General features: G+C 39.0%; 27 protein-coding genes and 1 riboswitch. Of the genes, 11 read left to right on the forward strand and 16 right to left on the reverse strand.

Annotated features, from left to right (window positions below; translation table 11 throughout):
- The first annotated feature begins 140 nt into the window (after positions 1-140).
- Positions 141-845, forward strand: a complete 705-nt coding sequence (locus tag BQ5321_RS20295; protein WP_071396207.1) for a pirin family protein — start codon at positions 141-143, stop codon at positions 843-845.
- A gap of 42 nt (positions 846-887) precedes the next feature.
- On the opposite strand, the gene BQ5321_RS20300 is transcribed toward BQ5321_RS20295, so the two are convergent.
- Positions 888-1,772, reverse strand: coding sequence for a selenium metabolism-associated LysR family transcriptional regulator (locus BQ5321_RS20300; RefSeq protein WP_071396208.1), 885 nt, complete (start codon positions 1,770-1,772; stop codon positions 888-890).
- 195 nt (positions 1,773-1,967) lie between these two features.
- Here BQ5321_RS20300 and BQ5321_RS20305 point away from each other — a divergent pair, with 195 nt between their 5' ends.
- Entirely contained in the window at positions 1,968-2,657 is a 690-nt protein-coding gene (locus tag BQ5321_RS20305; RefSeq protein ID WP_071396209.1) for an SIMPL domain-containing protein, read from the forward strand.
- Between the two features lie 124 nt (positions 2,658-2,781).
- The gene (locus BQ5321_RS20310; RefSeq protein WP_071396210.1) at positions 2,782-4,464 is read left to right on the forward strand and encodes a hypothetical protein; all 1,683 of its coding nucleotides are present in this window, start codon (positions 2,782-2,784) and stop codon (positions 4,462-4,464) included.
- An 80-nt stretch (positions 4,465-4,544) separates the two neighbouring features.
- Here BQ5321_RS20310 and BQ5321_RS20315 read toward each other — a convergent pair whose 3' ends face one another.
- From BQ5321_RS20315 to BQ5321_RS20350, 8 genes are all read right to left on the reverse strand, one after another.
- Complete coding sequence (locus BQ5321_RS20315; protein WP_071396211.1) at positions 4,545-5,402, reverse strand: MBL fold metallo-hydrolase; 858 nt, start codon at positions 5,400-5,402, stop codon at positions 4,545-4,547.
- A 200-nt stretch (positions 5,403-5,602) separates the two neighbouring features.
- A complete protein-coding gene (locus BQ5321_RS20320; protein ID WP_071396212.1) occupies positions 5,603-6,877 on the reverse strand; it encodes a LysM peptidoglycan-binding domain-containing protein in 1,275 nt (424 codons plus the stop codon).
- 134 nt (positions 6,878-7,011) lie between these two features.
- On the reverse strand, positions 7,012-7,362 hold the full coding sequence (locus BQ5321_RS20325) for a nitrous oxide-stimulated promoter family protein (RefSeq protein ID WP_071396213.1): 351 nt from the start codon (positions 7,360-7,362) through the stop codon (positions 7,012-7,014).
- Between the two features lie 140 nt (positions 7,363-7,502).
- The gene (locus BQ5321_RS20330) at positions 7,503-9,083 is read right to left on the reverse strand and encodes a Na+/H+ antiporter NhaC family protein (protein ID WP_071396214.1); all 1,581 of its coding nucleotides are present in this window, start codon (positions 9,081-9,083) and stop codon (positions 7,503-7,505) included.
- 148 nt (positions 9,084-9,231) lie between these two features.
- A riboswitch (Lysine riboswitch) is annotated at positions 9,232-9,414 on the reverse strand.
- A 97-nt stretch (positions 9,415-9,511) separates the two neighbouring features.
- Entirely contained in the window at positions 9,512-11,026 is a 1,515-nt protein-coding gene (locus tag BQ5321_RS20335) for a DHA2 family efflux MFS transporter permease subunit (protein ID WP_071396215.1), read from the reverse strand.
- 189 nt (positions 11,027-11,215) lie between these two features.
- The gene (locus BQ5321_RS20340; RefSeq protein ID WP_071396998.1) at positions 11,216-11,683 is read right to left on the reverse strand and encodes an S-ribosylhomocysteine lyase; all 468 of its coding nucleotides are present in this window, start codon (positions 11,681-11,683) and stop codon (positions 11,216-11,218) included.
- A gap of 107 nt (positions 11,684-11,790) precedes the next feature.
- The gene (locus tag BQ5321_RS20345) at positions 11,791-12,477 is read right to left on the reverse strand and encodes an LrgB family protein (protein WP_071396216.1); all 687 of its coding nucleotides are present in this window, start codon (positions 12,475-12,477) and stop codon (positions 11,791-11,793) included.
- Positions 12,455-12,829, reverse strand: a complete 375-nt coding sequence (locus BQ5321_RS20350) for a CidA/LrgA family protein (RefSeq protein ID WP_071396217.1) — start codon at positions 12,827-12,829, stop codon at positions 12,455-12,457. Before BQ5321_RS20350 ends, BQ5321_RS20345 begins: the two co-directional genes overlap by 23 nt.
- Positions 12,830-13,001: 172 nt before the next feature.
- On the opposite strand from BQ5321_RS20350, the gene BQ5321_RS20355 reads away from it, so the two are divergent.
- The 6 genes from BQ5321_RS20355 to BQ5321_RS20380 all read left to right on the forward strand — a co-directional run bounded on the left by BQ5321_RS20355 (position 13,002) and on the right by BQ5321_RS20380 (position 19,397).
- On the forward strand, positions 13,002-14,669 hold the full coding sequence (locus BQ5321_RS20355) for a glycerol-3-phosphate dehydrogenase/oxidase (RefSeq protein WP_071396218.1): 1,668 nt from the start codon (positions 13,002-13,004) through the stop codon (positions 14,667-14,669).
- A gap of 120 nt (positions 14,670-14,789) precedes the next feature.
- Entirely contained in the window at positions 14,790-15,905 is a 1,116-nt protein-coding gene (locus tag BQ5321_RS20360) for an NAD(P)/FAD-dependent oxidoreductase (protein ID WP_071396219.1), read from the forward strand.
- A gap of 191 nt (positions 15,906-16,096) precedes the next feature.
- Positions 16,097-16,489: an SET domain-containing protein gene (locus BQ5321_RS20365; RefSeq protein ID WP_071396220.1), complete on the forward strand. Its 393-nt coding sequence runs from the start codon at positions 16,097-16,099 to the stop codon at positions 16,487-16,489.
- A gap of 225 nt (positions 16,490-16,714) precedes the next feature.
- Positions 16,715-17,245, forward strand: a complete 531-nt coding sequence (locus BQ5321_RS20370; protein WP_071396221.1) for a DUF2680 domain-containing protein — start codon at positions 16,715-16,717, stop codon at positions 17,243-17,245.
- A gap of 89 nt (positions 17,246-17,334) precedes the next feature.
- A complete protein-coding gene (locus BQ5321_RS20375) occupies positions 17,335-18,033 on the forward strand; it encodes a response regulator transcription factor (RefSeq protein ID WP_071396222.1) in 699 nt (232 codons plus the stop codon).
- Positions 18,030-19,397 carry a sensor histidine kinase gene (locus tag BQ5321_RS20380; RefSeq protein WP_071396223.1) on the forward strand — a complete coding sequence of 456 codons (1,368 nt, stop codon included), beginning with the start codon at positions 18,030-18,032 and terminating at the stop codon, positions 19,395-19,397. Before BQ5321_RS20375 ends, BQ5321_RS20380 begins: the two co-directional genes overlap by 4 nt.
- 111 nt (positions 19,398-19,508) lie before the next feature.
- Here the strand turns inward: BQ5321_RS20380 and BQ5321_RS20385 are convergent, their stop codons facing one another.
- Positions 19,509-20,270, reverse strand: a complete 762-nt coding sequence (locus tag BQ5321_RS20385) for an SDR family NAD(P)-dependent oxidoreductase (protein WP_071396224.1) — start codon at positions 20,268-20,270, stop codon at positions 19,509-19,511.
- Positions 20,271-20,533: 263 nt separating this feature from the next.
- On the opposite strand from BQ5321_RS20385, the gene BQ5321_RS20390 reads away from it, so the two are divergent.
- On the forward strand, positions 20,534-21,442 hold the full coding sequence (locus BQ5321_RS20390; protein WP_071396225.1) for a catechol 2,3-dioxygenase: 909 nt from the start codon (positions 20,534-20,536) through the stop codon (positions 21,440-21,442).
- Positions 21,443-21,465: 23 nt separating this feature from the next.
- On the forward strand, positions 21,466-21,786 hold the full coding sequence (locus BQ5321_RS20395; RefSeq protein WP_071396226.1) for a 2Fe-2S iron-sulfur cluster-binding protein: 321 nt from the start codon (positions 21,466-21,468) through the stop codon (positions 21,784-21,786).
- Positions 21,787-21,858: 72 nt separating this feature from the next.
- Here the strand turns inward: BQ5321_RS20395 and BQ5321_RS20400 are convergent, their stop codons facing one another.
- The 6 genes from BQ5321_RS20400 to BQ5321_RS20425 all read right to left on the reverse strand — a co-directional run bounded on the left by BQ5321_RS20400 (position 21,859) and on the right by BQ5321_RS20425 (position 26,141).
- Positions 21,859-22,635, reverse strand: a complete 777-nt coding sequence (locus BQ5321_RS20400) for a sulfite exporter TauE/SafE family protein (protein ID WP_071396227.1) — start codon at positions 22,633-22,635, stop codon at positions 21,859-21,861.
- A gap of 314 nt (positions 22,636-22,949) precedes the next feature.
- On the reverse strand, positions 22,950-24,086 hold the full coding sequence (locus BQ5321_RS20405) for an MBL fold metallo-hydrolase (protein ID WP_071396228.1): 1,137 nt from the start codon (positions 24,084-24,086) through the stop codon (positions 22,950-22,952).
- Between the two features lie 43 nt (positions 24,087-24,129).
- Positions 24,130-24,525 (reverse strand): DsrE/DsrF/DrsH-like family protein, encoded by a 396-nt coding sequence (locus BQ5321_RS20410; protein WP_071396229.1) that lies wholly within the window; start codon positions 24,523-24,525, stop codon positions 24,130-24,132.
- 20 nt (positions 24,526-24,545) lie between these two features.
- The gene (locus BQ5321_RS20415) at positions 24,546-25,121 is read right to left on the reverse strand and encodes a sulfurtransferase TusA family protein (protein ID WP_071396230.1); all 576 of its coding nucleotides are present in this window, start codon (positions 25,119-25,121) and stop codon (positions 24,546-24,548) included.
- Between the two features lie 92 nt (positions 25,122-25,213).
- Positions 25,214-25,510: a rhodanese-like domain-containing protein gene (locus BQ5321_RS20420; protein WP_071396231.1), complete on the reverse strand. Its 297-nt coding sequence runs from the start codon at positions 25,508-25,510 to the stop codon at positions 25,214-25,216.
- Positions 25,511-25,679: 169 nt separating this feature from the next.
- Positions 25,680-26,141, reverse strand: a complete 462-nt coding sequence (locus tag BQ5321_RS20425) for a hypothetical protein (RefSeq protein ID WP_071396232.1) — start codon at positions 26,139-26,141, stop codon at positions 25,680-25,682.
- Between the last annotated feature and the right edge of the window lie 437 nt (positions 26,142-26,578).

The following is a 26,578-nucleotide window of genomic DNA, read 5'->3' on the forward strand; positions in this document are numbered from 1 at the left end:
TATTCAATTGACATCCTAGTAAAATAACCTTTATAATTTATCTTGAATTAAAGATTTTTTATTTAAAAGTATTTTCCTAAAAATATCATAAGCTACGTCAGATAATTGATTAATAATAAAAGGAATTGAAGGAGATAGTCATGTTAAGAAAAATAGATCATCAAAAAATGGGCAGAAGTAACCTAGGCTGGCTGCAAAGTATCTTTCATTTCTCATTTGCAGAGTATTATAACCCAGCTAATATAAATTTCGGGGCACTGCGGGTAATTAATGACGACTTAATTGCACCACAGACAGGCTTCAGTACACATCCACACCGGGATATGGAGATTATTTCGTATGTCGTACAGGGGAACCTAACACATGCTGATAGTATGGGAAATCAGAAAACCATAACAAGAGGCGAGGTACAATATATGAGTGCAGGGACAGGCGTCCTGCACAGCGAGCATAATTATAGAGATCATACATTAAGAATGCTGCAAATCTGGATTTTTCCAGATGAACGAGGTTATAAGCCTAATTATGGTGATTACCGCTTTAAATGGGATGACCGTCATAATAAATGGCTTCATATGGTATCCAGTAAAGAAGGGACCGCACCAATTAAAATTAATCAAGATGTCAACTTATACTCATTAGAGCTTTCACAAGATAATGAAATACATTTTCCTGTCAAAGAGGGACGACAAGCCTATTTAATACAAATAGAAGGAGCCTCCACCATTAACGAAACTACTTTAACGGCTAGAGATGCTCTGGAAATTGTTGAAGAGGATATTACGATTCAAGCTTCTGAAGCCTCTCACTTTTTAGTCATTGAAATGTCCAAGACAGTAGATTAATGAATATAGTAGAAAAGAGCGAACACGCATGTTCGCTCTTTTCTATATCAAGCTTTTGGCTTCTTCAATAAACTTATTTGATGCAACGGATTGTGTACGATTAATATTGTACACAAGATAGAAAAATCTTTCATGATAAAAATCTTCAATATCGTACAAACGAATACGTTCACTACCGCTATATTCTCTTGCCGCAATCTCAGACATAATGGAAATCCCTATTCCTTCTTTTACAAATTGCATGAGGCTTTGACTGCTGTCTGTGTAGGCAATGATATTCAGTTGATCATGTGTAATGCCATTTTCTTTTAAGAACCGTTCAAGAAGTGCATTCGTTCCGGAATCAGAATGACGCATGACAAAAGGATATTTTACCAGCTCATGAATATTAACAGGGCTAGAGAAATCCATCCCAGCAGATGAAATCAATACCAGCTTTTCTTTTAACAGCGGAATGTAACGAAGCCTGTCATGCTCATATTTTTCACCGATTATGCCAAAATCAACAGACCCATTTATGACCTTTTCAGCAGCATTTTTCGAAGTGGATTGATTAATATGAAAGACAATATGCTGATAATCTCTTCTAAATTGCTTGACCATCTTTGGAATTAAGAATTGTCCAGGTACGGAACTGGCGGCTATCCGGATATTTCCCTTTAACTCCGTCATATCCTGACTTAAATCAAGCAAAGCCTGGTCCTTTAATTCCAAGAGTTTTAGTGCCCATTCATACAGCTTTTCCCCATGTGGAGTGAGGACACTCTCCCTTCCAACTCGGTCAAAAAGTGTGACATTAAACATTTTTTCCAATGAATGAATATGAGAGCTGACTGTCGATTGACTTAAAAAAACATGCTCTGCTGCCTTTGAAAAGCTTCTATGCTCGACCACTTTTGTAAAAATATATAATTGATGCAAATCCATGAATACACCTCACTTCAAGCAGAAACAGAAAATCAATCTGAATATTAGGTTGTTGTTATTATTATAACGTTATATTCCATTATAATGAAAATTCCTTCCACCATCATGAAAACTTTTCGACTTTTCACGTATCGCAGTCCTGTTCCGCTACATATTATATATGTGATATTCAAATCAATCGTTAGAGGTGAGGTCATGCACTTTCCCCAAGGATTCCAGTACCATCAACCACGTTCATATAATAGAAGCTACTATCCTTTTACTATGATAATTGAAGGAGAAGGCAAATTAAAAGCTAAACCCGACCAAGCAATCATCACATTAGGGGTAGTAACTGAAAATTCCGATGTGCAAATTGCCCAGGATGAAAATACAAGTATTTCAAATTCAGTAATACAGAAGTTATTACAATTAGGAATTGATGACAATGAAATTAGAACAACCATTTATTCCGTGAATCCTCGTTATGATTATATTGAAGGAAAAACAATTCTTAGAGGCTATGAAGTAGAGCACCAATTTGAAGTAACAGTGAAGGATTTAAAATCCATCGGAATCATTTATGATACAGCCATAAAAAATGGGATCAATCGCAGCGGGATGCTTCAGTTTATTATATCTCAGCAGGATGCCCTTTATCGGAGGGCATTAAAAAAGGCCGTACAAAACGCAAAGGAAAAGGCCGATGAAATAGCTAAAGCAATAGGTGCATCGCTAAGTCCTATGCCTATAAAAATAACAGAGCAGCGGATTCAGGCAATTAGACCGTTTCCCACTTTTTCTGCTGAAGCAGCATCTGTCACCAAAAGCGAAGCTCCGCCGATTCAATCTGGTCAATATACAATCGATGCGATTGTAAAAATAGTCTATGCTTATCAAGGCTAAGCTTTTTTTCTCCTCATTCTTTCCTATAGGTACTATTCATAGGCGGTAATATTCTCCAACATGAATCTTTTCGTATTAATTATACGTAAATACAAATACTACACAACTTCTAAAGGAGGAACCTATGGGTAATATATTTCTTTTTTCGTTAATCATCGGATTAGCAGCTGCACTTGTTCTTATTCCCTTCTCCAAAACAGAAAAAACAACAAAAAAGGAAGGAAAGCAACAAAAGTCTGGTCTTTTAATAGCTGCCCTCATTATCTTAATAGCTGGAGTTTTTACATTCTACTACTTCACTAATCTTGATCGAAATTATTCCTCTTTATGGATATTTGCCATCATTATTACAGCTGCCGGTGCATTGCTGTCAACTGGAAAGGAAAGAGTCATTAAAGCGATTCTCTTCTTAGGCAGTCTTATCGTTGGCGTGTATATACTGACTGCTTTCCTTTTTAATGCAGACGAAAAATATAGATCAGCCAGTATGGAAGAAAAAATTGAAATTGAGACTTTTGATGAGAAAGAAACGCCTGCAAGTGTGCCGCCTCAATTTGCCCGGAATAAAATGAAGAAGGCGTTTGGCCAAGTGCCTAATACCAGTTATTACGAGCTTGGGAACCTCCAAATTCAAAAGGTAAATGGAGAGTATGTATATATCGCCCCTGTAGAGTTTTCCGGCTTCTTCAAATGGTTAAATGGGGATGTAACACCAGGTTATTTTACCGTTAGTGCAACCGATTCTTCTGCTAACCCTAAATTCATCAAGGCAGAAATGGTTTACACACCATCATCATTTTTTAATAAAAATATTGAACGCCATATTCGCATGCAATATCCAGAGCTTATCTTTTACGGAGATGTTCAACTAGAAATAGATGATGAAGGGAACCCTCATTATATCCGTTCTTTTGGAGAGTTTATCACTGCACGTAATGGATTTAGTGTGAAGGGTATTGTTATGGTGGAACCTAAGTCTGGTGTGACTCAAATCTATCATTTAAAGGATGCACCTGAATATATAGATGGTTCCGTATCTCCTGAAGTTGTAAGCTTACAGAATAGCTACTTCGGAAATTACATTCATGGTTTTTGGAACAGCCTATTTGGAAAATCTGATGTAAAGCTCCCATCTGATGAGGGGACAGAAGCCAATGTCAGCCCTATTTTTGATGAAAATGGAGTGATGTATTATTTCACGGATTTCACTAGTCCAAAGGAAGGTGTAGACTCGATGCTTGGGTATTCACTAACCAATTCAAGAACAGGTGAAGCCACCTACTATACCGGCAATCTAGAAGAATCCTATATGGATTCACAGGGAGCACTACAGATAATTGAAAAGAAATTTATCGAAAAAAAATGGAACGGAGAAATGCCGATTCTCTATAACTTTTACGGTGAAGCAAGCTGGCTGACACCGGTATTGGATGCAAATGGATTCCTGCAAAACTACTTTATCGTCTCTGCTGCAAATCCTGAAATATCCGTCTATGGAGACACTCCAAATGAAGCATTAAAGCTATATAAAACTGCCTTGCAGCGTGGAGGCAGCTCTGTCGATGGAAGCTCAGAAGCAGAAGAAAAACAAATTAGCGGCACTGTAGTGAGAGTATATAAGGAAAAATCAGGTGAAAATACGATAGTTACTTTCTTATTAGACAACAGCAAGAACTATACCGTATCATCAGCAAACTCGCCATTGGCTATTTATCTAGAGCCAGGTGACCAAGTATCAGTGATATATATGGAGACAGGCGAAGAATTCTTACCAGCCAAGCAAATCAAAATTGAAGGCCTGCAATAATATCCAAATTCCAAAGGATGAAATCTTACGTCGAGATTTCATCCTTTTTATTAGGATCGACTCTCGTTGCACGGTGAAGACTAATGGAGTTTTTTGGGAACAAATCTTCCATAGTCCGGTATCGCAATCTGATCAAATTCTTTCACTAGTTTTTGTAAGCTGTCAGCTAATAATGAACCGGACATTGGCATTCCATGACCTGTAACCGCAACAGAAGGGTTTAACCCCGCTAATGTTTCAACAGATTCACGAGCAGCCTCCCAGTCGGTCGTTAAATATCTCGGAGGCCCGCTTATTTCCTGCTCCTGCGTTAAAACCTTATAGAGATATTCCTGCTTAACTGTCACAAATGCATCACCTACAATGAGTGCCCGATCTTCTTCTCTAAATAAAGAAATATGCCCTGGCGAATGACCAGGAGTGTGGATCCACCGAAACGATGGCATATGTGGAACACTACCATCGGAGGGAAGGACTTCTACATGTTGTCCTAAGTTTATTGGCTCATTGGGAAACATGGGAGACATTTTCGCTACCATCCCCCCTTCAACAGTAGAATCTGGTTCAGGATATCTCTCTTTTCCTGTCAAATAAGGCATTTCAAGTTCGTGTGCATAAACAGGAATCTTCCAATGTTTTACAAGCTCAATAATGGCCCCGACATGGTCAAAATGACCATGTGTTAAAATGATTGCTTTTGGTCGATTATTTTGACCAAATCTCTCCTCCGATAATGAAATAATTTCATTTGCGGACCCTGGCATACCCGCGTCCACTAAAACAAAATCATTTGAATTTGGCATACCTATAAGACAAATATTGACAATTTGAATGGTATGGCAGTATAAATCGGGCAAAACCGCCAGACCCATTCCACTCCCGATTGACGTTGCTGGAATAAATTTATAATCTTCACCGTAGGACATTTGTTCATTCATCTATAAACCCCCTCCTTAGCATCAATATCAAAGATAGCTTCTCTCTAGAATGGTCGTTTATGCCTGATGGAATTTTATACCAATAGCATAAGATAGACCCCCACTGAATCGAAGTACCATTTGCATTCATCCCCCACTTGTAGAAGTGGAGGACTTCTGCTGAATGAAGTTAAGGCAGCCTTTCCCAAACGGCTGCCTTATCATTCACTTTTTGTTACATTAATATGATTCCTCATATACTCCCAATTTTGTGGGGCAGACAGACCGATATGCCAAAATGTCGTTCCATTTAGCTCATATTGATCTATTAGGTTATATTTCGCTATAAAGCTTCTGATGTCTTCAAACCACACGACATGTTCTTCATTTCCCTTCCAATAACGATACCACGGTGCTTGTGCCACAGCGTCGTACTGAATCGGTGCTCCGACCATAAGCGCTAAATTTTGGGCATCTTTTACTGACATGGCAGTAGTCTTATTACTTGGGACCGCTTTATCATACCCATACAATGGAATGGATATTTGTAGTTTCCGTGGATTGATATGTGTGATAGCATACTGAATGACTTGGTTAATCCAATTTATTGGAGCAACTGGTTCAGGCGGTCCTGTCGGATAACCATAGTCAATTGTCATGACAGCCACTAAATCTGAAACATCCCCAATTGCCTTATAATCATACCCACCGACTATCGGGTTAAGGGGCATATCCTCTGCTTTCGCATGCACATTTACATGTAAAAGCAACTCACCTAATTGTGACTTTAAATCCCTTAAAAAAAGAATAAAGTCATTTCTACGTTCTGGAGGAATAAATTCAAAATCAATACTTACCCCACCATAACCTCTTTGTCTGGATAACAGCACAATGCTCCTAATTAAATTATTCCTGGATAATGGATTTCCAAGTACAGTACCAATTAATTCTGGACTAAAATCATCAGCTAGATTTCGAATCATTAATAAGGGGATCACATTAAGCTGCCTGCTTCTTTCAACCAGACCGCTATCATTTAATCTCATATAAGCATATCCATCATTTGTTACCGCATAGGCTGTTATAGCTAGGTATGTCAGATGATTAGCAACAGACTCCAGGCTTTGTATAGAAGCTTCTAGCGAAAACGGCAAAACAAAACCTAACGTGGTAATACTTAGTTTAAATGGCGAAGGAATACGTAATATTTGCCCAATCGATACTATATTAAGAGCTTGCAAATCAGGATTTTCATTTATGATTGCAGGAATGGACGTATTGTAGCGCTGTGCTATACTCCAAAGCGAATCACCTGCTTTAACCTGATAAGATCGAATGGGTAAACGACCACTTTCGGGAATATAAAGGGCAAATCCAGGTACGATCGTATTTTCAGTTGTTATTCCGTTGATTGTCATAATTGAGGAAACAGTAACACCATAATAGCTGGCAATGGTCCATAAGCTTTCATTGTTTTTTACCACGTGAACAGCCATTCTTTTTCCCTCCTTTCTTACCATTTTATTTTTTCAAAAGTTTTATATTCGGTATTTTCAAAACAACAAGAGCACAAAAAAAGTAACTTTAATCAAAAAGTTACTTTAGCAGTTATATTATGACAAAGGCCTTATCATCCATGGCGGTGTGTTACTTTTTCCTGCCAGATATGCTTTACAGCCAACACCGGATGATAAACTAGCATCCATGGACCGGAAAAAATCATGACATCCTTAATTTTTTGACGATAGTCTGGTTTATAGCAATGGACAGGACAATACGAGCAAAAGCTTTTATCCTCACCAAATTGACAGAAGGATAATCTTTTCATAGCGTATTCCTGTAAGTCCTGGCACTCTTCACAGAGTTCATGGCGATGATGATGATTTTTCCGACAATAGACCTCAATCATTTTGGTGACCGTCTCTTTTTCTTTTTGAATCCTTGGTCCGTTATTGAGTACTTTTTTTTGTCTTACCGCCATCGTTCACACCCTCACTTCTTAATGTATTAACTATAATTAGATTAGAATTCATCCTAACCATAACATATCAATAAACTTAAGGGGTTGATATAAATCACAGTTCAAAAAGGCTGACCCTAAAAATGGAGTCAGCCTTTTAACTATTTGGTTGTTATCACATTTTCTTGTACGTCTTTTTGCCGAGGTTTACTAATAAAAAATAGAAGTACTAACATAGCAAATACGAAGATAAGCCCTATGATTGAGCTGCCCGTGAGACCAAATACAATGTAGCCAAGCACAGCAATACCAGCGCTAGTGAGACTATAAGGTAATTGTGTCATCACATGGTCAAGGTGATTAGATCCTGCTCCTGTTGAAGACAGAATCGTCGTATCAGAAATTGGTGAACAGTGGTCGCCAAATACTGCACCAGCTAGCACGGCAGCCATCGCAGGAAGTAAAATATTGATGTCAACAGAAGCTGCAATATCTCCTGCAATTGGTAAAAGAATACCAAATGATCCCCATGAAGTTCCTGTTGAGAATGCCATAATCCCAGCCACAATAAATAATACTAATGGTAGGTAGGAAATATCGAAATTTGATTTTTCAACAACACTAGCTAGATAGGCTCCTGTTTCTAATCTACCAATTAAATCAACAAGTGCCCAAGCAAACAACAGGATGTAAATAGCCGGGAGCATTGACTTAATACCTTCTACAATACCTCTTGTAAATATCTTTCCAGGCACTCCGCGTAACACCATTGACTGTCTGACAAACATAACCAAAGTAACGATAAGCCCAAATGTGCCGCCTAATAATAACGATTTTGTTACATCCGTATTTTCAAAGATTTTTAGAATCGAGGTAGTTTCTGCAGCCTGATATCCCGTCCAAATCATAGCTCCTACTGTACCAATTACTAACGCAATAATAGGCCAAATGAGATCCCCGACTGTACCTGTACTACTTGTTGGAAGTGGATTCTTTAATTCTCCTGGAATTGTTTTATTAGGATCGTAGAGCTTCCCTTCCTTTTGTGCCCTTTGTTCATGAAGCTTCATCGGTCCGATGTCCATGTTTCGGAAGGCAACTAAAAAAACAATAAAAATCGTCGGCCACACGTAATAATTCATCGGAGCCATTTGCATAAAAGCAGATAGTGCGCTATATTCTGTCATTCCGTGAGCCGCTAAAATCGTACTGATTAAGGCAATAATATAGGCTCCCCAGCTCGAAATAGGAGATACAACACAGATTGGTGCAGAAGTTGAATCGATGATATAGGCAAGCTTTGCTCTAGATACTCTATGTCTATCTGTAATCGGGCGTGTTACTTGACCAACTGCAAGCGCATTGAAGTAGTCATCAATGAAAATGATAATGCCTAAAACTGCCCCAACTACCTGTGCACCAGCACGTGTTTTTACTCGTTTCATTGCCCAATCACCAAACGCCCTGCTTCCTCCAGAAATTGAAATAAAGGCAGTAATGATTCCTAATAGTAGTAAAAAGATAATGATGTATACATTCCATGTATTTAATGCTCCATCAGAAATGAAGATTGCTTTGACTGCATCCCCTATGATAGCAATTGTTTCCCCCATATTGAATTGTGCCAGTAGTAATGCAGAAGCAACAATACCCGTTGCCAGTGATATAAGCACCTTTCTTGTAGCTACTACCATCACAATCGCTAACAAAGGTGGCAGTATTGAGTATATTGTGTTTTCCATTCCTGTTTCCTCCTCCTGATTATTGAGGGGTGAACTTGACATGGGAAGAAAAGCAGTTTATTTTCAGCTTGCATTTGCAAGAAAATAAAAAGAGCAGCAATAGAGAAATGTCTATTGCTGCCCTTTATAAGCAACTGTTTTCTCCACCACGATCTGTAGCTCTTCATTAAAAGGATTTCCTTCATAATGACAGTGTTACTCTTATTCAGAGCAACCCCAGCATACTAAAACTTGACAGATTTAGTAGCTTCGGCGATTTTTCCTTTCAACTGTGGTCATAGTTGTCATCCTCACACAGCCTACTCTTAAATACCGCGCCTCTACCCCAACGGAATGATTAGGTATTATTTATTTTTCTAGAATAGTATAACAAATTATTACTTTTTTGTCACTATCGTACTTCCCGTTAAACTTTTGGTAAAAAACTCCTACTGACCTGCTAATTTTGTTACAAGACTAGTATGCCTCGGTTTTTCTTCTATTGGGTCCTCTGCAGGTACTGCTCGTTTAATAAAGAAAGCTAAAACAAAGGCGAGTGCAATAATTATCGTACTAACAAAGAAGGTAAAATTAATTCCATCTAATGTAGCTGTTAGGAGAATTTGCTGCTGGACTTCTGCTGTCGGCTCACCCCCAACTTGATGGATAGCATCCCTCATCATCCTGGTTACGACGTTTTCTGTCCGAATTGACATAAGAGTAACCAATAGTGCCGTTCCAATCGCTCCAGATACCTGATTTAACGTGTTATTCATCGCAGTGCCATGGGGGTACAATCTTCTAGGTAATTGATTTAACCCATTTGTTGAAACGGGCATCATGACGAGCGACAAGCCAAGCATTCTGATTGCATGAATGATGACTAAGAACATATAGGTGGTTTCAAATGTCAATTGACTGAATAAATACGTTGCTATGCCCGTAATAGCTAATCCAATAATCGCTAAGATTTTGCCACCGAAGCTATCAAATAACCTTCCTGTTATAGGTGACATGGCGGCATTGAGCAGAGCTCCCGGTAATAGCATTAAGCCAGCATCCATTGGTGATATTCCCCGAATGGTTTGAACATAGATAGGTAATAGCAGGAAACCGGAAAACATCGCCATGTTCATAATCATGGTTATGACGGATGATAAAGCAAACATCGGATATTTATATACTCCAAAGTTTAGCATTGGGTCGGCAAGCCTCGCCTGACGGATGATAAAATAAGTTAATGAAATAACACCTATACCAATTGTTACAAAAACCTGCGGGTTATCCCACCCTTTATTCCCTGCAGAACTGAATCCATACAATAATCCGCCAAATCCAATACTTGAAAGAAGCACCGAGAAGGAATCAAGCTTAATATCAACTATTTCCTTCTTATCCTTTAGCATGAAAAAGCCAAGCAAAAGAATGATGACAGCGATTGGAGCAATAAAATAGAACAGGGCGCGCCAATTGTAATGTTCTACAATCCAGCCTGATAACGTGGGACCAATTGCCGGCGCGAACATTAAGATTAAACCAAAGACCCCCATTGCCGTTCCTCGCTTGTGAATCGGAAAGCTTACTAACATCACATTCATTAATAAAGGCATCATGATAGCTGCTCCGGCAGCTTGAACCATCCGCCCTAATAATAAGGTAATAAAGATATGAGAAATCCCGGCAATAAACGTTCCTACAGTAAATAAACTCATTGCTGTTAAAAAGAGGTTTCTTACTGAATACTTGCGTATTAAAAAAGCTGTTGTTGGAATCATGACTCCGCTCACGAGCATAAAACCAGTCGTTAGCCACTGAACCGTAGCAGTCTCAACCTGTAAATCCGTCATGATAGAAGGCAAAGCTATGTTTAATAATGTATTATTTAAAAATGTAATAAATGCACCAATCAGCAAAACGGCTATCAATCCGTAAGGTGGTCGATCAGTGTTGATCGATTGATCCATTTTGATTCCCCCTAGATAAAATATGTACACATCATAAACTATTATTGATGATAAGAATCAATCATCTCATAAGGGTAGTTTGGATTTCGCACGATAAAATATCCATATTACTTATACAAAATTCTTCTGTCTGTGGTCATATAAAAAGCTACTTTCACTGTGAAAGTAGCTTTTTATATTTAGCGCAAATTATTCCTCTCCAAAAACGTCATGCCATTCCTTTCTCTTTGCCAGCATTTCACTTGCGAGCTCCTTGGCTCCCTCAAGACTATGACTTGCCGCCCACCCACATTGAACCTCGTTACATGCAGGCACTTCATCGGCTTCCAGTACATCCTTTAAGGTGCTCTCCAAAATATCCAAAATTTCCTCGTGATTATCGTGGTTAATCATAGTTAGATAAAAACCAGTCTGACAGCCCATAGGACTGACATCGACAACCTGATCTGTATGATTTCGAATATTTTCAGCCATTAAATGCTCAAGAGAATGTAAGGACGGCATTTCCATATGTTCCTTGTTTGGCTGCTTTAGACGAACGTCATACTTATGGATGACATCACCATTCTTCCCTGTCTTAACCCCCGCAAGACGTACATAGGGAGCCCGTACTTTTGTATGATCAAGATTGAAGCTTTCAACATTCATTTTTTTCACCATCATCTTCACTCCTATATAATATAAACTATTTCATATTAGCCAAGCCCAATATATTGTTCACCTGAAGGAACATCTCGATTATATCATACACCAATCCCTCGTACTTATAGCTGAATGAGCGGATAGAGCCAGGGAAGAATCAGAGACGTAAGGATGGCAGCACACCCCATTGCCATGCTTGAAACCGCACCTTGTAAAGGTCCTTCTTTTACGGCCTGACTCGTACCAATAACATGTGAGACTGTCCCAATTCCTAATCCGCGAGAAAAAGGATCAGAAATTTTCAAGATAGTTAAGATGGTTGGAGCAAATATTGCCCCAAACAGACCAGCAATAATAACAAAGGCTGCAGCAAGGGCAGGGTCTCCCCCAACAAGCAAAACAGCTTCAATGGCTACTGGAGTTGTGACCGCTTTAACCGCCGAAGTAGCTTGAATTGTTTCCGATAAACCAAGCACTTTCGATAACCATACAGCAGAAATAATCGTTGAGATTGTACCAACAATTAAGCCAAATAATGCAGGAAATAACTTGTCCATAATCACTTTCCGATTGTTGTACATAGGTACTGCTAAGGCGACTGTTGCTGGCCCCAATAAATATGTCATATATTCCTTTGCAGGTGTGTATTGCTCATAAGAAATACCCATAATATGTAAAACAATAATAATCACAATCGTTGCGGTTAATATCGGTGTTGTCATCGGTGATACCACTCGAAGGGATAACCATTTCGCGCCGAGATAGATGACGATAGTCAAGCCTATACTAATGAGAGTCAGACTGTTCACGTTTAGACACCGCCCTTCTTGCAAGATACTGTGTCAGACCTGATGTCACGAGTAATCCAAAAGCCGAACTTACTATAATCATAATCAGCAATTGAATGCCGCTGGTCTTGACAAGTCCTCCGTAATTCATTAATCCGACTGCAAAAGGAATGAAAAAAAAGGCAAGATGTTTATTTAATAAGGTTGTTGCCTTATCAATATACTGTACTTTTACTATTCCGCTCACTAACAGGACAAATAACAAAACCATGCCAAAAACACTGGCTGGAATTGGCCACCCTAGCAGCGTTACAATAAAATCTGACGCTATGTAAATAAACCAAATAAGAAATAGCTGAAGGATAAATTTCATTTCCTTTTCACTCCTACATAAGACTAGCCACAACTATAATAAGATATTAATATGAAATCTGTTTTTCTTAGAAAAAAGAGCCTAATTTTGCAATAAAATTAGGCTTTTTCTATTATATCATACTGAATCCCTCGTATTCTCAAAATATATTTTTAAGAGTGGAGGATAGAGAATGAGTGAATTATTTTCCAGTGTAAATAGAAGCAGCGTACTGAAAAAAATGGAACAGGATAGGTTTGACGTATTAATTATTGGTGGAGGAATTACTGGAGCAGGGATTGCTTTAGATGCGGCAAGCCGGGGTATGAAAACCGCACTTATAGAAATGCAGGACTTTGCTGCCGGTACCTCTTCCCGCTCAACTAAATTGATACATGGGGGCCTTCGTTATTTAAAAAATTTAGAACTGATGCTCGTAGCTGAGGTTGGGCGAGAAAGGAAAGTGGTCTTTGAGAATGGACCCCACGTTACCACACCCTTAAAGATGCTGATACCGGTGTACAAAAATACAGGTTTCGGAATGTTCACTACTTCAATGGGGTTACGTCTATATGATTTTCTCGCACGAGTAGAAAAAAACGAACGATATCTGATGCTAAGTAAGGAAGAAATTGTTCAGCTTGAGCCTAAGCTGAACAAGGATGGGTTATTAGGCGGAGGTATGTTCGTTGAATACCGCTCAGATGATGCCAGATTAACAATCGAAGTGCTTAAGGAAGCAGTCAATCAAGGTGCCACAATCATTAACTATGCGAAGGTTACCGATTTTATTTACCAAAATGGGATATTGGCAGGTGCTAGTATACAGGACCAATTGGATGGGCACCGATTTGAGATACAGGCCAAAAAGACGGTTAACGCTGCCGGTCCATGGGTGGATTCCTTAAGAGAAAAAGACCATTCTTTGCTTGATAAACAAATGTATTTAACTAAAGGAATTCACCTTGTATTTGATCAATCTGTGTTTCCTCTGCAACCGGCTATCTATTTTGACACACCAGACGGACGTATGGTTTTAATGATTCCAAGAAATGGAAAGACATATGTCGGTACGACTGACACACCGTATAAGGGTGATTTAATTCAGCCGCAAATGACAGTCAAAGACCGAGATTATCTCTTAGATACGATTCACTATATTTTTCCAGACTTAAACCTACAAAAGTGTGATGTTGAATCAAGCTGGGCGGGAGTAAGACCTTTAATTCATGAAGCTAACAAAGGTCCCTCTGATATTTCGCGGAAGGATGAAATATGGACCTCCGCCTCTGGTTTAGTCTCCATAGCAGGCGGCAAGCTTACCGGCTATCGAAAAATGGCAGAAAAGGTTGTCGATATGCTTGCCCATTCCTTTCAAAAGGAAGCGGGAGTGATGTTTCTACCCTGCCAAACAAAGCAGCTGCCCATTTCAGGAGGAGAAGTTGGAGGCTCCCAGCAATTCCCTGCTTTTATAGAGGGAAAAATCGACCTTGGGTTAAAGCTGGGATTAAATAAGAACACTGCTTATTCACTTATTAGACAGTACGGTTCAAACATTGATGATCTTTATGAGATAATAGAAAGGAACCACTCAGCCTCTAACACATTTGGACTTCCGCTTGGACTGTATGCACAGGTAATCTATAGCATAACAAAGGAGTGTACCTGTACACCTGTTGATTTTTTTCTGCGGCGGACAGGTGCCCTTCTTTTTCATATCGAATCGGTAAAGAAATGGCAGGAATCTGTAATTGATTTAATGAGTTACAAGCTTGGCTGGGATTCAGAGATAACAGAATCCTATCGTTTCGAGCTACAAAAACAACTACAGATACAAACAACAGCATTAGAAACTGATTGATCAAATTCGCCCTTCGAATTTGCTTCCGGATTACTGATAACAAATCAGTCAAAATTATGTTTAGGAGTGTCAGTGACACTCTCATTCTTTGCTAAGAATAGGACAAGGAGGGAACTCTTGATGAAAAAAATCGTGGTAGTGGGTGCAGGGATTCTTGGCGCCTCAACTGCCTATCAATTGGCGAAAGAAGGTGCACAGGTTATAATTGTAGACCGAAAAGACAAAGGGCAAGCAACAGATGCAGCAGCAGGAATTGTCTGTCCATGGTTAAGTCAGAGGCGCAATAAAGCCTGGTATGAGCTGGCAAAAGCAGGAGCACGATTTTATCCCGGCTTAATTGATGATTTAGAAAAGGATGGAGAAAAGAGCACTGGTTATTCAAGAGTTGGTGCCATCTGCTTACATACAGATGAAAAAAAGCTGGAGAAAATGGCTGAGCGGGCTTATAACCGAAGACAGGATGCACCTGAAATCGGTGACATTCTTCTGCAAAGCTCACAGGAAACAAAGCGTTTATTTCCTCTGCTTGATGATTATCGTTCCTTGTATGTCAGCGGCGGTGCACGCGTTGACGGTCGGGCACTTAGAGACTCCCTGCTCCGCGCGGCTCAAAGGCACGGTGCCGTTCTCATTTATGATGAAGCAAAGCTTCTGTTTGATGGAACTCGTGTTCATGGTGTTGAAACAAGTCAAGAAAAAATCACGGCTGATACAGTTATAGTATGTACGGGAGCTTGGGCCCCACAATTGCTTGCTCCTCTCGGTGTAAACATGAAGGTTAGATTCCAAAAGGCGCAAATTGCCCATTTAAAAACTCATGAAAATAATGCCGGCACATGGCCGGTTGTCATGCCACCGGGTACTTTATATCTGCTAGCATTTGATGATAATAGAATTGTCGCCGGTTCGACACATGAAGACACAGCGCTTTTCGATACAAGAGTCACAGCAGGCGGTCTGTCAGAGATTTTTACAAAGGCATTGGAAACGGCTCCTGGTTTGTCAGAGACTACGTTACTAGAAGCACGGGTAGGATTTCGCCCCTTTACGCCAGGATTCCTGCCAGTGATTGGGCCGCTGCCAGGCTGGAAGGGTATTTTATTTGCAAATGGATTAGGCTCATCAGGCCTAACCGTTGGTCCTTTTTTAGGCTCAGAATTGGCTAAGCTTGCACTTGGACGCCAACTGGAAATAGATATAGAACAATACTCAGTAGAAGGGGCACTAGCGGAATAACTCCCATTAGCGGAAAATAAAGGTAGATTCATCTGCAGCCGAACCTGTCAATTACATTATTATTGAGTTTTTTCTTACAAGTTTAATATCTGTACAATTGTAAAAAATAACAATAATAGGTTGCTTTCATACTCTTTATAGGTCACACTTAAGAAATTACTTTTACAAATAAACTGAACAGGTGATGAACTATGATTGAAATAAAGACCTCGAAGCTAAGTGATGGAGAATTAAATAGGGGAGTATTTGCCACACAGGATATTGCAAAAGGTACACTAATCCATGAGGCCCCCGTTCTTCCCTATCCAAATGATGAACATGTCCATATCGAAAAAACACTACTAGCCGATTATGCATTTGAATATGGAATAAACCACTCGTGTATTCTTTTGGGCTATGGCATGTTATTCAATCACTCCTATGAGCCAAACGCTACATATGATATTAATTTCCCGAATCATACCTTTGATTTCTTTGCCTATAAGGACATTAAAGCCGGAGAAGAAATACTAATCAATTACAATGGAGAAGTGGATGACATGGACCCGCTCTGGTTTAATAAAGAGGAACCAGAAAAGCAATGATTTAAGAATGGTATGTAGTGAAGCTTAAGTATCCAATCTAGTTTATTGGATACTTTTTTTCTTCTTTCAAACAGATTTTAAGAGCCGAACTATAGATTGACATTGAATATTGGCATTCATTCTTATAATAGGATTGTCTTAACAAAACCTTAACATTTACCTGACAGCTTCTGGATAGTTGTACAGTATGATGAAGGTGAAAGGTTAGGAAGGAGATGAAAAGAGATGAAATGGAAAACTATGATTCTTAGCGGAGCCTTTATTGGAGTCTTTACCCTCGGGGCCATGTTCTCTCCTGTCAGCAAGTCTATTGCTACAAACAACAATAAAGCAGTTCCTGTAGAGGATACTGCTTTATTTAAACAAACAAGCAGCTACAACTGCCCTATTACCAATGCACCAATGGGAAGAAGAAATGGTACAAGTGAATATTTTTCATCTTCCATGTTCGAGTTGATTGCTGAAAAGCTTGGTATGACTGATGAGGAATTTCGAACTGAACATTACGCAGGGAAATCCATTGCAGAAATCGCTGAAGAACAAGGGAAAACAGTGGACGAGCTTGTCAATCAGGTGCTTGAAGCAAGAAAAAAAGCCTTAGATCAGTTTATAGAAAATGATGTAATCACAGAAGAGCAACGGGAAATCATGCTAGCAAATTTCGAAACCAGAGTTCGCACAATGGTTGAGAAAGATAATTTTGAACCAATGCAAAAACGCGGTGGAATGGGTATGGGACATCACCGTGCTATATGAGCAACACAATAAATTAAGCTCTGAAGCTACACTTCAGAGTTTTTTTCTATTCCTATATAATGATAAAAGACCGGTTAGGAGGGAAAGCGTTGGCGAAAGTAATTGCAGTTGTAGATGATGAAATAAAAATAAGAGGAACCATTAAATCCTACTTAAAAAATGAAGGCTTTGATATCATTGAAGCGGAGGATGGCGATAGTGCAGTCCAAATTGCTAACCAACATGCAGCAGACCTTATTCTGCTAGACGTTATGATGCCGAATAAGGACGGTTTGCAGGCCTTACGCGAAATAAGGACCCTTAGCTCTAAAATGCCTATCATTATGTTAACAGCAAAATCCGAGGAAATTGACAAGCTGCTTGGGCTTGAAATGGGTGCAGATGATTATATTACAAAGCCGTTTAGCATGCGAGAGCTTACGGCAAGAATTAAAACAGTATTGCGAAGAGCAGCTCCAGAAGATATCCATGCAGAGCAGGATGTCGTGTTGATTAGAGGGGATATTGAAATCAATGAGAGTACCTATGAAGTAACGGTGCGTAATGAAAGAATCAATCTTACTCCTACTGAATACAAAATCCTTGTCACACTCGCACAAAAACCGGGGCGTGTATACAGCCGGCTTCAGCTGATGGAACACGCTATGGGTGAAGCCTTTAGTCAATATGAACGTTCGATTGATACTCATGTCAGTAATTTACGCAAAAAAATCGAAAAGGATCATACACACCCTGAGTATATTTACACAGTCTATGGTATAGGCTACCGCTTCGGTGATAAACAATGAAGCTGCAAACAAAATTTATTTTAGGGTTCATCTCCATTATTCTATTCATGGGTATCCTTCAGTCCCTTTTCATACAAGCAAGAATTCAAGCTACTTTTCAAACCTACATTGAACATTACAACATTGGTTATTTGGAGAGGATGAAACAAGCTCTCGAGCTTTATTATATTGAAAATGGATCATGGGAGAATGTTCAAGAAAAAATTACCAGTTCTAACCAGTTTTCCCGTGGTAAGGGAATGATGATGCATGGGATGAGAATGAATATGCCCTTATCCAGTACAGACCTGCTCCTCATTGATTTAGAGGGAAAGGTTATTGCCGATTCAACCAATAAAAAAATCGGACAATTCATAGAAGCATCAGGAAAGAAAGAGGATTTGTTTGCTAATAAAGAGAAAATAGGTACATTGATCCTAATACCCAATAAACTTCAAAGCTTAGAGAAGGAATTCATAGACTCTTCCAATCAGGCCATTTTAGTAAGCGGCATTGTCGCTGCTCTCCTAGCTGTTTTATTCAGTATCTGGTTTACAAGAAAAATAACAAATCCTCTAGAGTATTTAGTTTCCGGAACGAAAAAACTTGCTAGCGGTCAAAAATGGGAAAGAATCAGCATTCCTACGAAAGATGAATTACATGATCTTGGTGAAGCATTTAATGACATGTCTTATAAAATATCACAAAATGAAGAAATCAGACAGACATTAGTGGCAGATGTTGCCCATGAGCTTCGAACTCCTTTAACGATTTTGCAAGGCAGACTCGAATCCATACAGGAAGGTGCTATTCAACCAACAGAGAAAGTCATACTAGAGCTGACTGATGAAGTCTACCGTCTAAAAAGACTAGTCAATGATTTACAGCAGCTCAGTCTTGCAGAAGCCGGACAGCTTCCCCTTAATAAGAAGTCAATTCAAATGAAACAGCTGATAGGTCGAATAGGCAGTCAATTTCATTGGCTTGCTGAAGAGAAAAAGATTCAATTACTTTATGATAATATTCCGGAAGAAACCCAGTTATTATTAGATAATGACCGAATGACACAGGTTATTGTTAATTTGCTTGGAAATGCATTAAGGCATACCTCTGATGGAGGTGTCGTAGAAATTTCAGGTAAAGAGACAGTTGATTCACTATTAATTAAAATCTCTGATAATGGTCCTGGAATACCAAAGGAAGCAATTCCCTATATTTTTGAACGTTTCTATAAAAGAGATCCGTCTAGGTCACGCTCAGAGGGTGGCAGCGGTCTTGGTCTTTCGATTGCGAAGGGCTTCGTAGAAGCTCATGGAGGTAAAATAGCCGTTGAGAGCGAAGTGGGTAAAGGAACGAAATTTACGATTATCCTTCCATTAAAGTAAGCAAATTCTCCCATCGAATTTGTTTCCGGAATTGTGAAGCTAACTAAAATGGCCCCTGTACTCAACAGCAGGGACCTTTTTTATAATGCTTCATAAATCATAAGCATAGCTTCAGAAGTTCATGCGTGACTGTCCTCCGTCCACGTTAATACTTGCTCCGACAATCCATGATGCCTTCTCAGACGCAAGGAATACAGCAACATTTGCAACTTCTTCAACCGTTCCAAAACGTCCCGCGGGAATTTCCTGTTTTACAAAGGCCTTGATTCCATCAGGATCCTCCTCAAGCCGTCTTTTCCAATTTCCTGTTTCATGCAGAATACTTCCAGGCGCAATGCTGTTTACACGAATACCGTCAGAAATCACTTCATCAGCAAGAGACTTTGTAAAGCTGATGAGGGCAGATTTAGAATTATTATAGGTCACTTTTCCGCCACTCTCTCTTCCAAATATCGATGTGATATTAATAATAGATCCGCTATTGACCTTTTTCATATAGGGAATAATCAATTTACTGAGATGAACCGCAGAGAAGTAATTCAGTTCCATGGCTTCATAAAACAACTCCATGCTTGTTTCGGCAGTCTTTCCTCCATTGCTTCCTCCAGCGTTATTAATCAAAACATCTATACTACCCTTATCTTCCATATAGGTACGAATAAGTTTTTCTCTATCATCACGATTAGTCAAATCCGCCTGATAAAGAGATACACCACTGCCTAATTCCTCCTTTGCTCTCTCCATATATTCTCTATTGCGAGCCGCAATGGAGACATCCGCTCCCTCTGAGAGAAAGGCAGCTGCTATTGCTTTTCCTATCCCTTTTGAACCACCTGTTACAAGTACGTGTTTTCCCTTTAAATCTAGCTCCATTTTTAACTCTCCTATGTATGTCATATTGGATACTTCATTAATATTTCGCTTTTGTGCCTGAATATCCCTTGTCATACAGTAAAAATCAGATTGCCTCTAGCGTTTTAAATTATACTGTCAGCTTCTGTCTAAAAAGGCTAAAAAATTAGACAGTTTATGCCGTTAAAATTTGTTGATTTTTCAGATAAAATAGTAATGAAAGTGCTTACATTTTTTTCGAGATTGGGGAATTTCGAATTCAAAGTAATTAGGGGGAATGTAAAATGCCAATTATGCGTTTAGGTCATGTTCAATTAAGAGTACCTAATTGGGAAGCTAGTGTTGATTACTACAAAAATGTTCTAGGCTTAATTGAGACTGCAAGAGATGAAAAACATGTATATCTTAAAGCATGGGATGAATATGATCATCACAGTGTCATTTTAGAAAAAGCGGATTCAGCTGGCTTAGAGCATCTTGCCTTTAAAGTTAGATATAAAGAAGATTTAGATATGTATGAGCAAAAATTACAGGACTATGGTGTGGTAACAGAACGAATTGCTGCCGGTACAAGAATTGCAGAGGGAGAAGCTGTTCGATTCCAATTACCTACAAAACAATACGTGGAACTATATCATGAAATTGAACAAATCGGAAATGGACTTCCACGTGAAAATCCAGCTCCATGGCCGGATGGATTAAAAGGAATGGCACCTCCTCGCCTTGACCATCTATTAATTTCTGGTGAAGATGTGGAAGGTACAACTAAATTAATGATGGAAGTATTTGATTTCTGTATGGCGGAACGCGCAATGATGGATGAGGAAAATGTGCTGGCAACATGGCTGTTTGTCACAAACACACCTCATGACCTCGCTATCATCAAAGGACCTGATGCTGGGGTACACCATATTGGTTTCTACCTAGATAACTGGAATGACGTTCTTAAAGCAGCTGATATTATCGGTAAAAACAATGTTCCACTAGATAAAGGACCCGTTCGTCACGGTATCACTCGTGGTACAACGATTTACTTCTTTGACCCTTCAGGTAACAGAAATGAAGTATATGCAAATGGCTACATTACTTATCCTGATTTCCCTACCATCACATGGACAGCCGAAAAAGTCGGCGAAGGAATTTCCTTCTTCGATAAAGATGCCGGCGAAAGATTTACAACTGTATTTTCTTAATTCTGGATAACAGTGGTGATCCTATGAATAATTATCTAATAAAAGTTCAACCTGATGACCGTACCATGACAGGGAAAGCAGACGAATCCATCCTAAACACAGCTATTCGCAGTAAAGTCGATATAAAAGTTGGCTGTAAGGGCGGAGGCTGCGGTGTCTGCAAAATAAAAGTTATTGAAGGTGAAGTTGAAACAGGAGTTTGTTCCCGGTCCGTTCTTCCTCTAAGTGAAGAACAAGAAGGCTACACACTTGCCTGTAGAGCAAAGCCGAAGAGTGACCTTGTCATTGAAAATCATTCAAGCTACAACGTTAAAAGAAATATTCAAAAACCTGTTAACGTATAATTTATTACGTTTTCGACTGATTATATAAAAGAAAACCTCGTTGCGACAACGAGGTTTTCTTATTAGAGAAAGTTATATAATATCCATCCATATTTTTATTGTGGTTGCCAATATCATAAAAGAAAGTATGACCTGAAGAACCTTTGTATTCACCTTTTTACCAGCATTGGCTCCTAACGGTGAAGCAATCAGGCTGGCAATAATCATGATGATAGCAGGGAAATAATCTACCTGTCCGGTAGTAATTTTACCAACCGCAGATCCAATTGAAGAAATAAAGGTAATAGCTAAGGATGATGCAATGGTCATTCTTGTAGGTATTTTTAACACAACCAGCATGATTGGTACTAATAAAAACGCTCCTGCAGCCCCGACAATCCCTGCCCCAACACCAACGATTAGAGACAGAATTGCCGCCAGCCATTTATTGAATTTCACCTGGTCAAGTGGGATGTCATCAAGACCTTTTTTAGGAACAAACATCATGATAGCAGCAATTAGTGCTAAAACACCATATATAATATTAATAGAGCCCTCTGACATAAGCTTTGAACCATATCCACCGACAAAGCTCCCGATTAAGATACTAACACCCATATAACCAATTAATGTTTTGTTTAGGTATCCATCTTTACGATAAGCCCATACACCGCCAATCGTTGCGAATAACACCTGTACTGCACTAATTCCAGATACCTCATGGGCAGTAAAGGCAGTTAAGCCAAATAATGGTGGCAAATACAACAGCATCGGATATTTAATGATTGATCCGCCAATTCCCAGCATTCCTGAAATATATGAGCCAACAAAACCTATTAGGAAAATGGTTATGATAAAGGCATAATCCATTTTTCTCCCTCCTTTATAGAAAAGCGAATGCCCTTCTCAGCAAAAGATCAAATTCCCCCGTCGAATTTGCGTCCGGATTACCTGAGCTCGCTCGGGTAAACTACCTTTAAAAAATCCGTGACATCCGCCGGAGGCTTCACTTCATTCAGCCGGGGTTTGAATCCCCACTAAATCGAAGTACCATTTGCATTCATCCCTCACTTGTGGAAGTGGAGAACTTCTGTACCTGTCGCAAGCTTTCGGTACAAAAAACATTTGCTGAATGAAGTTAAAGACCTATCAAGGAAAGCATCCTTGATAGGCTCTTACCCTTTTTACTTATCAGTATGGTGAACCGCACAGCGATTTGGCCCAATTTCCAGCTCCTGCATATGCTCATTATCAGCTGATTGTACTCCGCGGTTAATAAAGACAATTTCTTCGAAGTTTGGTGGTTTTACTGAGCTAGCCGACTTTTCTACCTGCTCGAGGAAATCTGCTTCGGTGGTATTAAACATTTTTTCATTTCGTTTGCGAATATCACCAAGTGTCGCACCCACATAACCGCCAGCATTTAGTTCTTCATCAAGGCTTGCATAGTGACCTGGAAGAACAATAACATCGTCTGCAATCTCTGATACCTTCGAATAGACAGTGTTATACAAATCCCTTGCCCATTCACTTACTTTATTTCCAAGGTCCGGCCGACCTAAGCCGCTGACAAAAATCGTATCTCCTGAGAATAATAGCTTGTTGTTCACAAAGAAGGATACACTTCCAGGTGTATGCCCTGGTGTTTTAACAGCTAATACTTCAAGATGAACCTTTTTGAAGCTGATTTTGTCATGCTGCTCCAAGGCATGAAAGTTAAACACAGCTCCTTCACTTTTCATTAGGTAATAATCCGCACCTGTTTTTTCGGCAAGCAGCTTGCCACCAGAGATATGGTCGGCATGAAGATGCGAATCAACAATATGCATAATCTTTGCACCAGACACATTTGCCTCTTCTTCATATTTTTCTACGAATCGTGAAGGGTCCACGATTAGTGCCTCTCCATCAGAAACTACCATATATGAAAGGCAGCCTTTACCAACACGAATAAACTGATAAACGGTAACCTCATCATCCTTATATACCTTTGATTTGTGTAGATGTTCACTCCAGGACTTCATGCCACCCTCTAAGTAAGAGACGGTAAGACCCGCATCGGAAATCATCTCGGCCACCATGACAGAAGACCCTTCCTTTGCACAGACAACTAAAATCTCTTTATCTGAAGGAAGCTGGTCAAGAATCTCTTCAACTCCATCTAGTAGTTCAAAGTAAGGAATGTTTAAATACTCGAAATTCTCTCCTTCAATTTTCCAATCATTAAAGTCACTTTGATTACGAACATCTAAAATAAATAATGCTTCTTTATTTAAAACCTTTTCAGTTACTTTTTTTGCTGACCACCCGATTACCGCCATTCCAAATACCCCCAATAGTATATTTTTCCCTAAAAAAATAGTATTAGAAAGTTAACGTAATATCTGCATCCTTCGCATAATCCAAGAATGTAACGGCTCCACCTACTTCAATACCATCGATAAACGCTTCTTTACCTAGCCCCATAAGATCCATTGTCATTTGACAGCCGATAAAGGTAACCCCTAGTTCCTTCGCCATTTCAACCAGCTCCGGTATTGCAGGAACATTCGCATTTGTAAAGGCTTCGGCCATTCCTTCCTTACCTTCTGGAAGCGGAAGCTGTTTGTGTGCCTCTTTATGAATTAAGTTAAGACCTTCAAATGTAAAGAAAATAGCTACCTCAAAGTCAGTTGCCGCAGCGGCTGTTGCAATGTTATATACCTTATATGCATCAAATACTCCACCATTACTCGCAATAATTGCTACTTTTTTACTCATAACTCCATCAATCTCCTTTATTAGTTATTTATTAAAATGGTTTCTCCAGACCACTGGCTCATGCCTGGTACAACATTCATTACATTTGTAAAGCCATGCTCAGTTAACTTCTGAGCTGCCAGGTCACTGCGGTTCCCGGTACGGCAGATTACATAGATGTTACTATCCTTATTTAATTCATTGATTCGTTCTTCTAATTCACCTAACGGAATAGATGCTGCCCCAGGTATGTGATTGAATACATACTCTGCTGCTTCCCTAACATCAAGAACCATTATGCTTTTATCTTCTTTAAGCTTTTGCTCCAATTCTTCATTGCTGACTACATGAGGATGCTTTCTTTCAATAGCTTCATCATTTGAAGACTTTCTTAAATAGTGCTTAAGCACATCCCCATCTTCAACCGTACCTAAATACTGGTGTCCTGTACTATCTGCCCAAGCTTTAATATCCGCCTTAGAACCTTTATCTGTAGCCTGAACCTCTAGTACTTGACCCGCATCTAGATTGGTCATTGCTTTTTTTGTTCTCACAATTGGCATAGGGCAAGCGAGCCCTTTTGCATCTACAATTTCATGCGCTTTAATTGGTTCCATTCTAATCCTCCATTTATTTTATACCCTAATGGGTATTCATGTGATTGGATTTCCCCCCAGAATTTTTATCGAGCTCGATAAGTGAAGCTCAATTACTGCCTTTTACCTTTCCACGCAAGCATTCCTCCAGCCATGTTTTTAACCTTGTAGCCATAGCTTTCAAGAAATAGGGTTGCGTGCCCGCTTCTTGCACCTGAACGACATACCATTATATATTCTTTCGATTTATCTAGTTCATTCATCCGAAACTCAAGTAACCCTAATGGAATGTTCACAACACCTGGAATTTTCGCGGCCTCTACTTCATATACTTCACGTACATCAATCAAATTTAATTTCTCGCCTTCTTCAAGAAGAAGCTCAACTTCCTTAGCTGTAATTTCCTTCATCTTCCTACCACCTTTTACTTTATTGCTACTCAAAATACCTAATGGGGTATTATAAGTTTCAAAAAAATTTGTAGCTATCGTTACTATCGTTACCCCTATGGGTATATTATAAAAAATCAGAACAAAAGTCAATATAAATATAGATTATTTTTTACACTTTTTACCTTAACTAAATTGTTAATCCCTTTTTCTTAGCATTTGCATCCATTGAAGACCCTAAAATGACGCCAAAAAGCAAACCGATTGAGGATCCCATAATATAATCATTAAATATGAAGAAGCCAATCGCATAACCTAGGGCAAGACCAAATATCATATATGTTCCAACATAAAAGCCTTCTGTTATCAATTTGTGTTTTTTTTGCAAATGACTAATCACCTGATTAACCAAGCGTTGATGCTCCCTGATGTCCTGCTTCTCAAGCCGGCCATGCTTGGACTTAAGGTACTCAAGGTTCGTGTTCATTTCAGAAAGATGGTTTTGACATTCCTGACAATCTTCGAAAGATACCAGTCTTTTAATAATCCGATCTAGTCTTGTCATACTTAGACGCTTTGCTTTTTTCTCTCCTAAATCTATTTTTAATTTCTCAAGATTAAGAATGAGCTGATCAATTAATTTTATATTCATTATTTTTCTCCTTCTTTCCTATATGGATTCATCACTAGAAACCAGAGGCAGCTATGAAGGAAAAATAATATATTGTGAATACCTCTTCAATATTATTTTACTACAAATTTTTCCAATCGTTTATGAACAATATCTTAAAAAGAAAAAGCCTAATCGACAAGGATTAGACTTTTTGAAATTTGTATGAAAATTTATTTAATAAGTGTTAAGTGTCTGATTCTTCTTTTTTTCCCAAGTTCCTGGTAGATAGCACCTACCATGGAGACAATGGTTAGAATAAAGAAAACGAATGCAATAACGGGCGAAAGATTGAATAGAGTCAGAAGATAAAAAGATGACAAAAATAGTAGAGACGTTAATAATAAACCGTTCAAGATAGACACCCCTTTGAAATATTTTTTTGAAATTTTTATTTAAATTGTGACAAATTGTTGAAT

Source organism: Bacillus tuaregi (assembly GCF_900104575.1).
GTDB classification, from domain to species: domain Bacteria; phylum Bacillota; class Bacilli; order Bacillales; family Cytobacillaceae; genus Bacillus_BD; species Bacillus_BD tuaregi.

Coding starts and splice junctions, on each gene's coding strand:
- BQ5321_RS20295 (WP_071396207.1), top strand. CDS start 141: ATGTTAAGAAAAATAGATCATCAAAAAATGGGCAGAAGTAACCTAGGC.
- BQ5321_RS20300 (WP_071396208.1), bottom strand. CDS start 1,772: ATGGATTTGCATCAATTATATATTTTTACAAAAGTGGTCGAGCATAGA.
- BQ5321_RS20305 (WP_071396209.1), top strand. CDS start 1,968: ATGCACTTTCCCCAAGGATTCCAGTACCATCAACCACGTTCATATAAT.
- BQ5321_RS20310 (WP_071396210.1), top strand. CDS start 2,782: ATGGGTAATATATTTCTTTTTTCGTTAATCATCGGATTAGCAGCTGCA.
- BQ5321_RS20315 (WP_071396211.1), bottom strand. CDS start 5,402: ATGAATGAACAAATGTCCTACGGTGAAGATTATAAATTTATTCCAGCA.
- BQ5321_RS20320 (WP_071396212.1), bottom strand. CDS start 6,877: ATGGCTGTTCACGTGGTAAAAAACAATGAAAGCTTATGGACCATTGCC.
- BQ5321_RS20325 (WP_071396213.1), bottom strand. CDS start 7,362: ATGGCGGTAAGACAAAAAAAAGTACTCAATAACGGACCAAGGATTCAA.
- BQ5321_RS20330 (WP_071396214.1), bottom strand. CDS start 9,083: ATGGAAAACACAATATACTCAATACTGCCACCTTTGTTAGCGATTGTG.
- BQ5321_RS20335 (WP_071396215.1), bottom strand. CDS start 11,026: ATGGATCAATCGATCAACACTGATCGACCACCTTACGGATTGATAGCC.
- BQ5321_RS20350 (WP_071396217.1), bottom strand. CDS start 12,829: ATGAAATTTATCCTTCAGCTATTTCTTATTTGGTTTATTTACATAGCG.
- BQ5321_RS20355 (WP_071396218.1), top strand. CDS start 13,002: ATGAGTGAATTATTTTCCAGTGTAAATAGAAGCAGCGTACTGAAAAAA.
- BQ5321_RS20360 (WP_071396219.1), top strand. CDS start 14,790: ATGAAAAAAATCGTGGTAGTGGGTGCAGGGATTCTTGGCGCCTCAACT.
- BQ5321_RS20365 (WP_071396220.1), top strand. CDS start 16,097: ATGATTGAAATAAAGACCTCGAAGCTAAGTGATGGAGAATTAAATAGG.
- BQ5321_RS20370 (WP_071396221.1), top strand. CDS start 16,715: ATGAAATGGAAAACTATGATTCTTAGCGGAGCCTTTATTGGAGTCTTT.
- BQ5321_RS20380 (WP_071396223.1), top strand. CDS start 18,030: ATGAAGCTGCAAACAAAATTTATTTTAGGGTTCATCTCCATTATTCTA.
- BQ5321_RS20385 (WP_071396224.1), bottom strand. CDS start 20,270: ATGGAGCTAGATTTAAAGGGAAAACACGTACTTGTAACAGGTGGTTCA.
- BQ5321_RS20390 (WP_071396225.1), top strand. CDS start 20,534: ATGCCAATTATGCGTTTAGGTCATGTTCAATTAAGAGTACCTAATTGG.
- BQ5321_RS20395 (WP_071396226.1), top strand. CDS start 21,466: ATGAATAATTATCTAATAAAAGTTCAACCTGATGACCGTACCATGACA.
- BQ5321_RS20400 (WP_071396227.1), bottom strand. CDS start 22,635: ATGGATTATGCCTTTATCATAACCATTTTCCTAATAGGTTTTGTTGGC.
- BQ5321_RS20405 (WP_071396228.1), bottom strand. CDS start 24,086: ATGGCGGTAATCGGGTGGTCAGCAAAAAAAGTAACTGAAAAGGTTTTA.
- BQ5321_RS20410 (WP_071396229.1), bottom strand. CDS start 24,525: ATGAGTAAAAAAGTAGCAATTATTGCGAGTAATGGTGGAGTATTTGAT.
- BQ5321_RS20415 (WP_071396230.1), bottom strand. CDS start 25,121: ATGGAACCAATTAAAGCGCATGAAATTGTAGATGCAAAAGGGCTCGCT.
- BQ5321_RS20420 (WP_071396231.1), bottom strand. CDS start 25,510: ATGAAGGAAATTACAGCTAAGGAAGTTGAGCTTCTTCTTGAAGAAGGC.
- BQ5321_RS20425 (WP_071396232.1), bottom strand. CDS start 26,141: ATGAATATAAAATTAATTGATCAGCTCATTCTTAATCTTGAGAAATTA.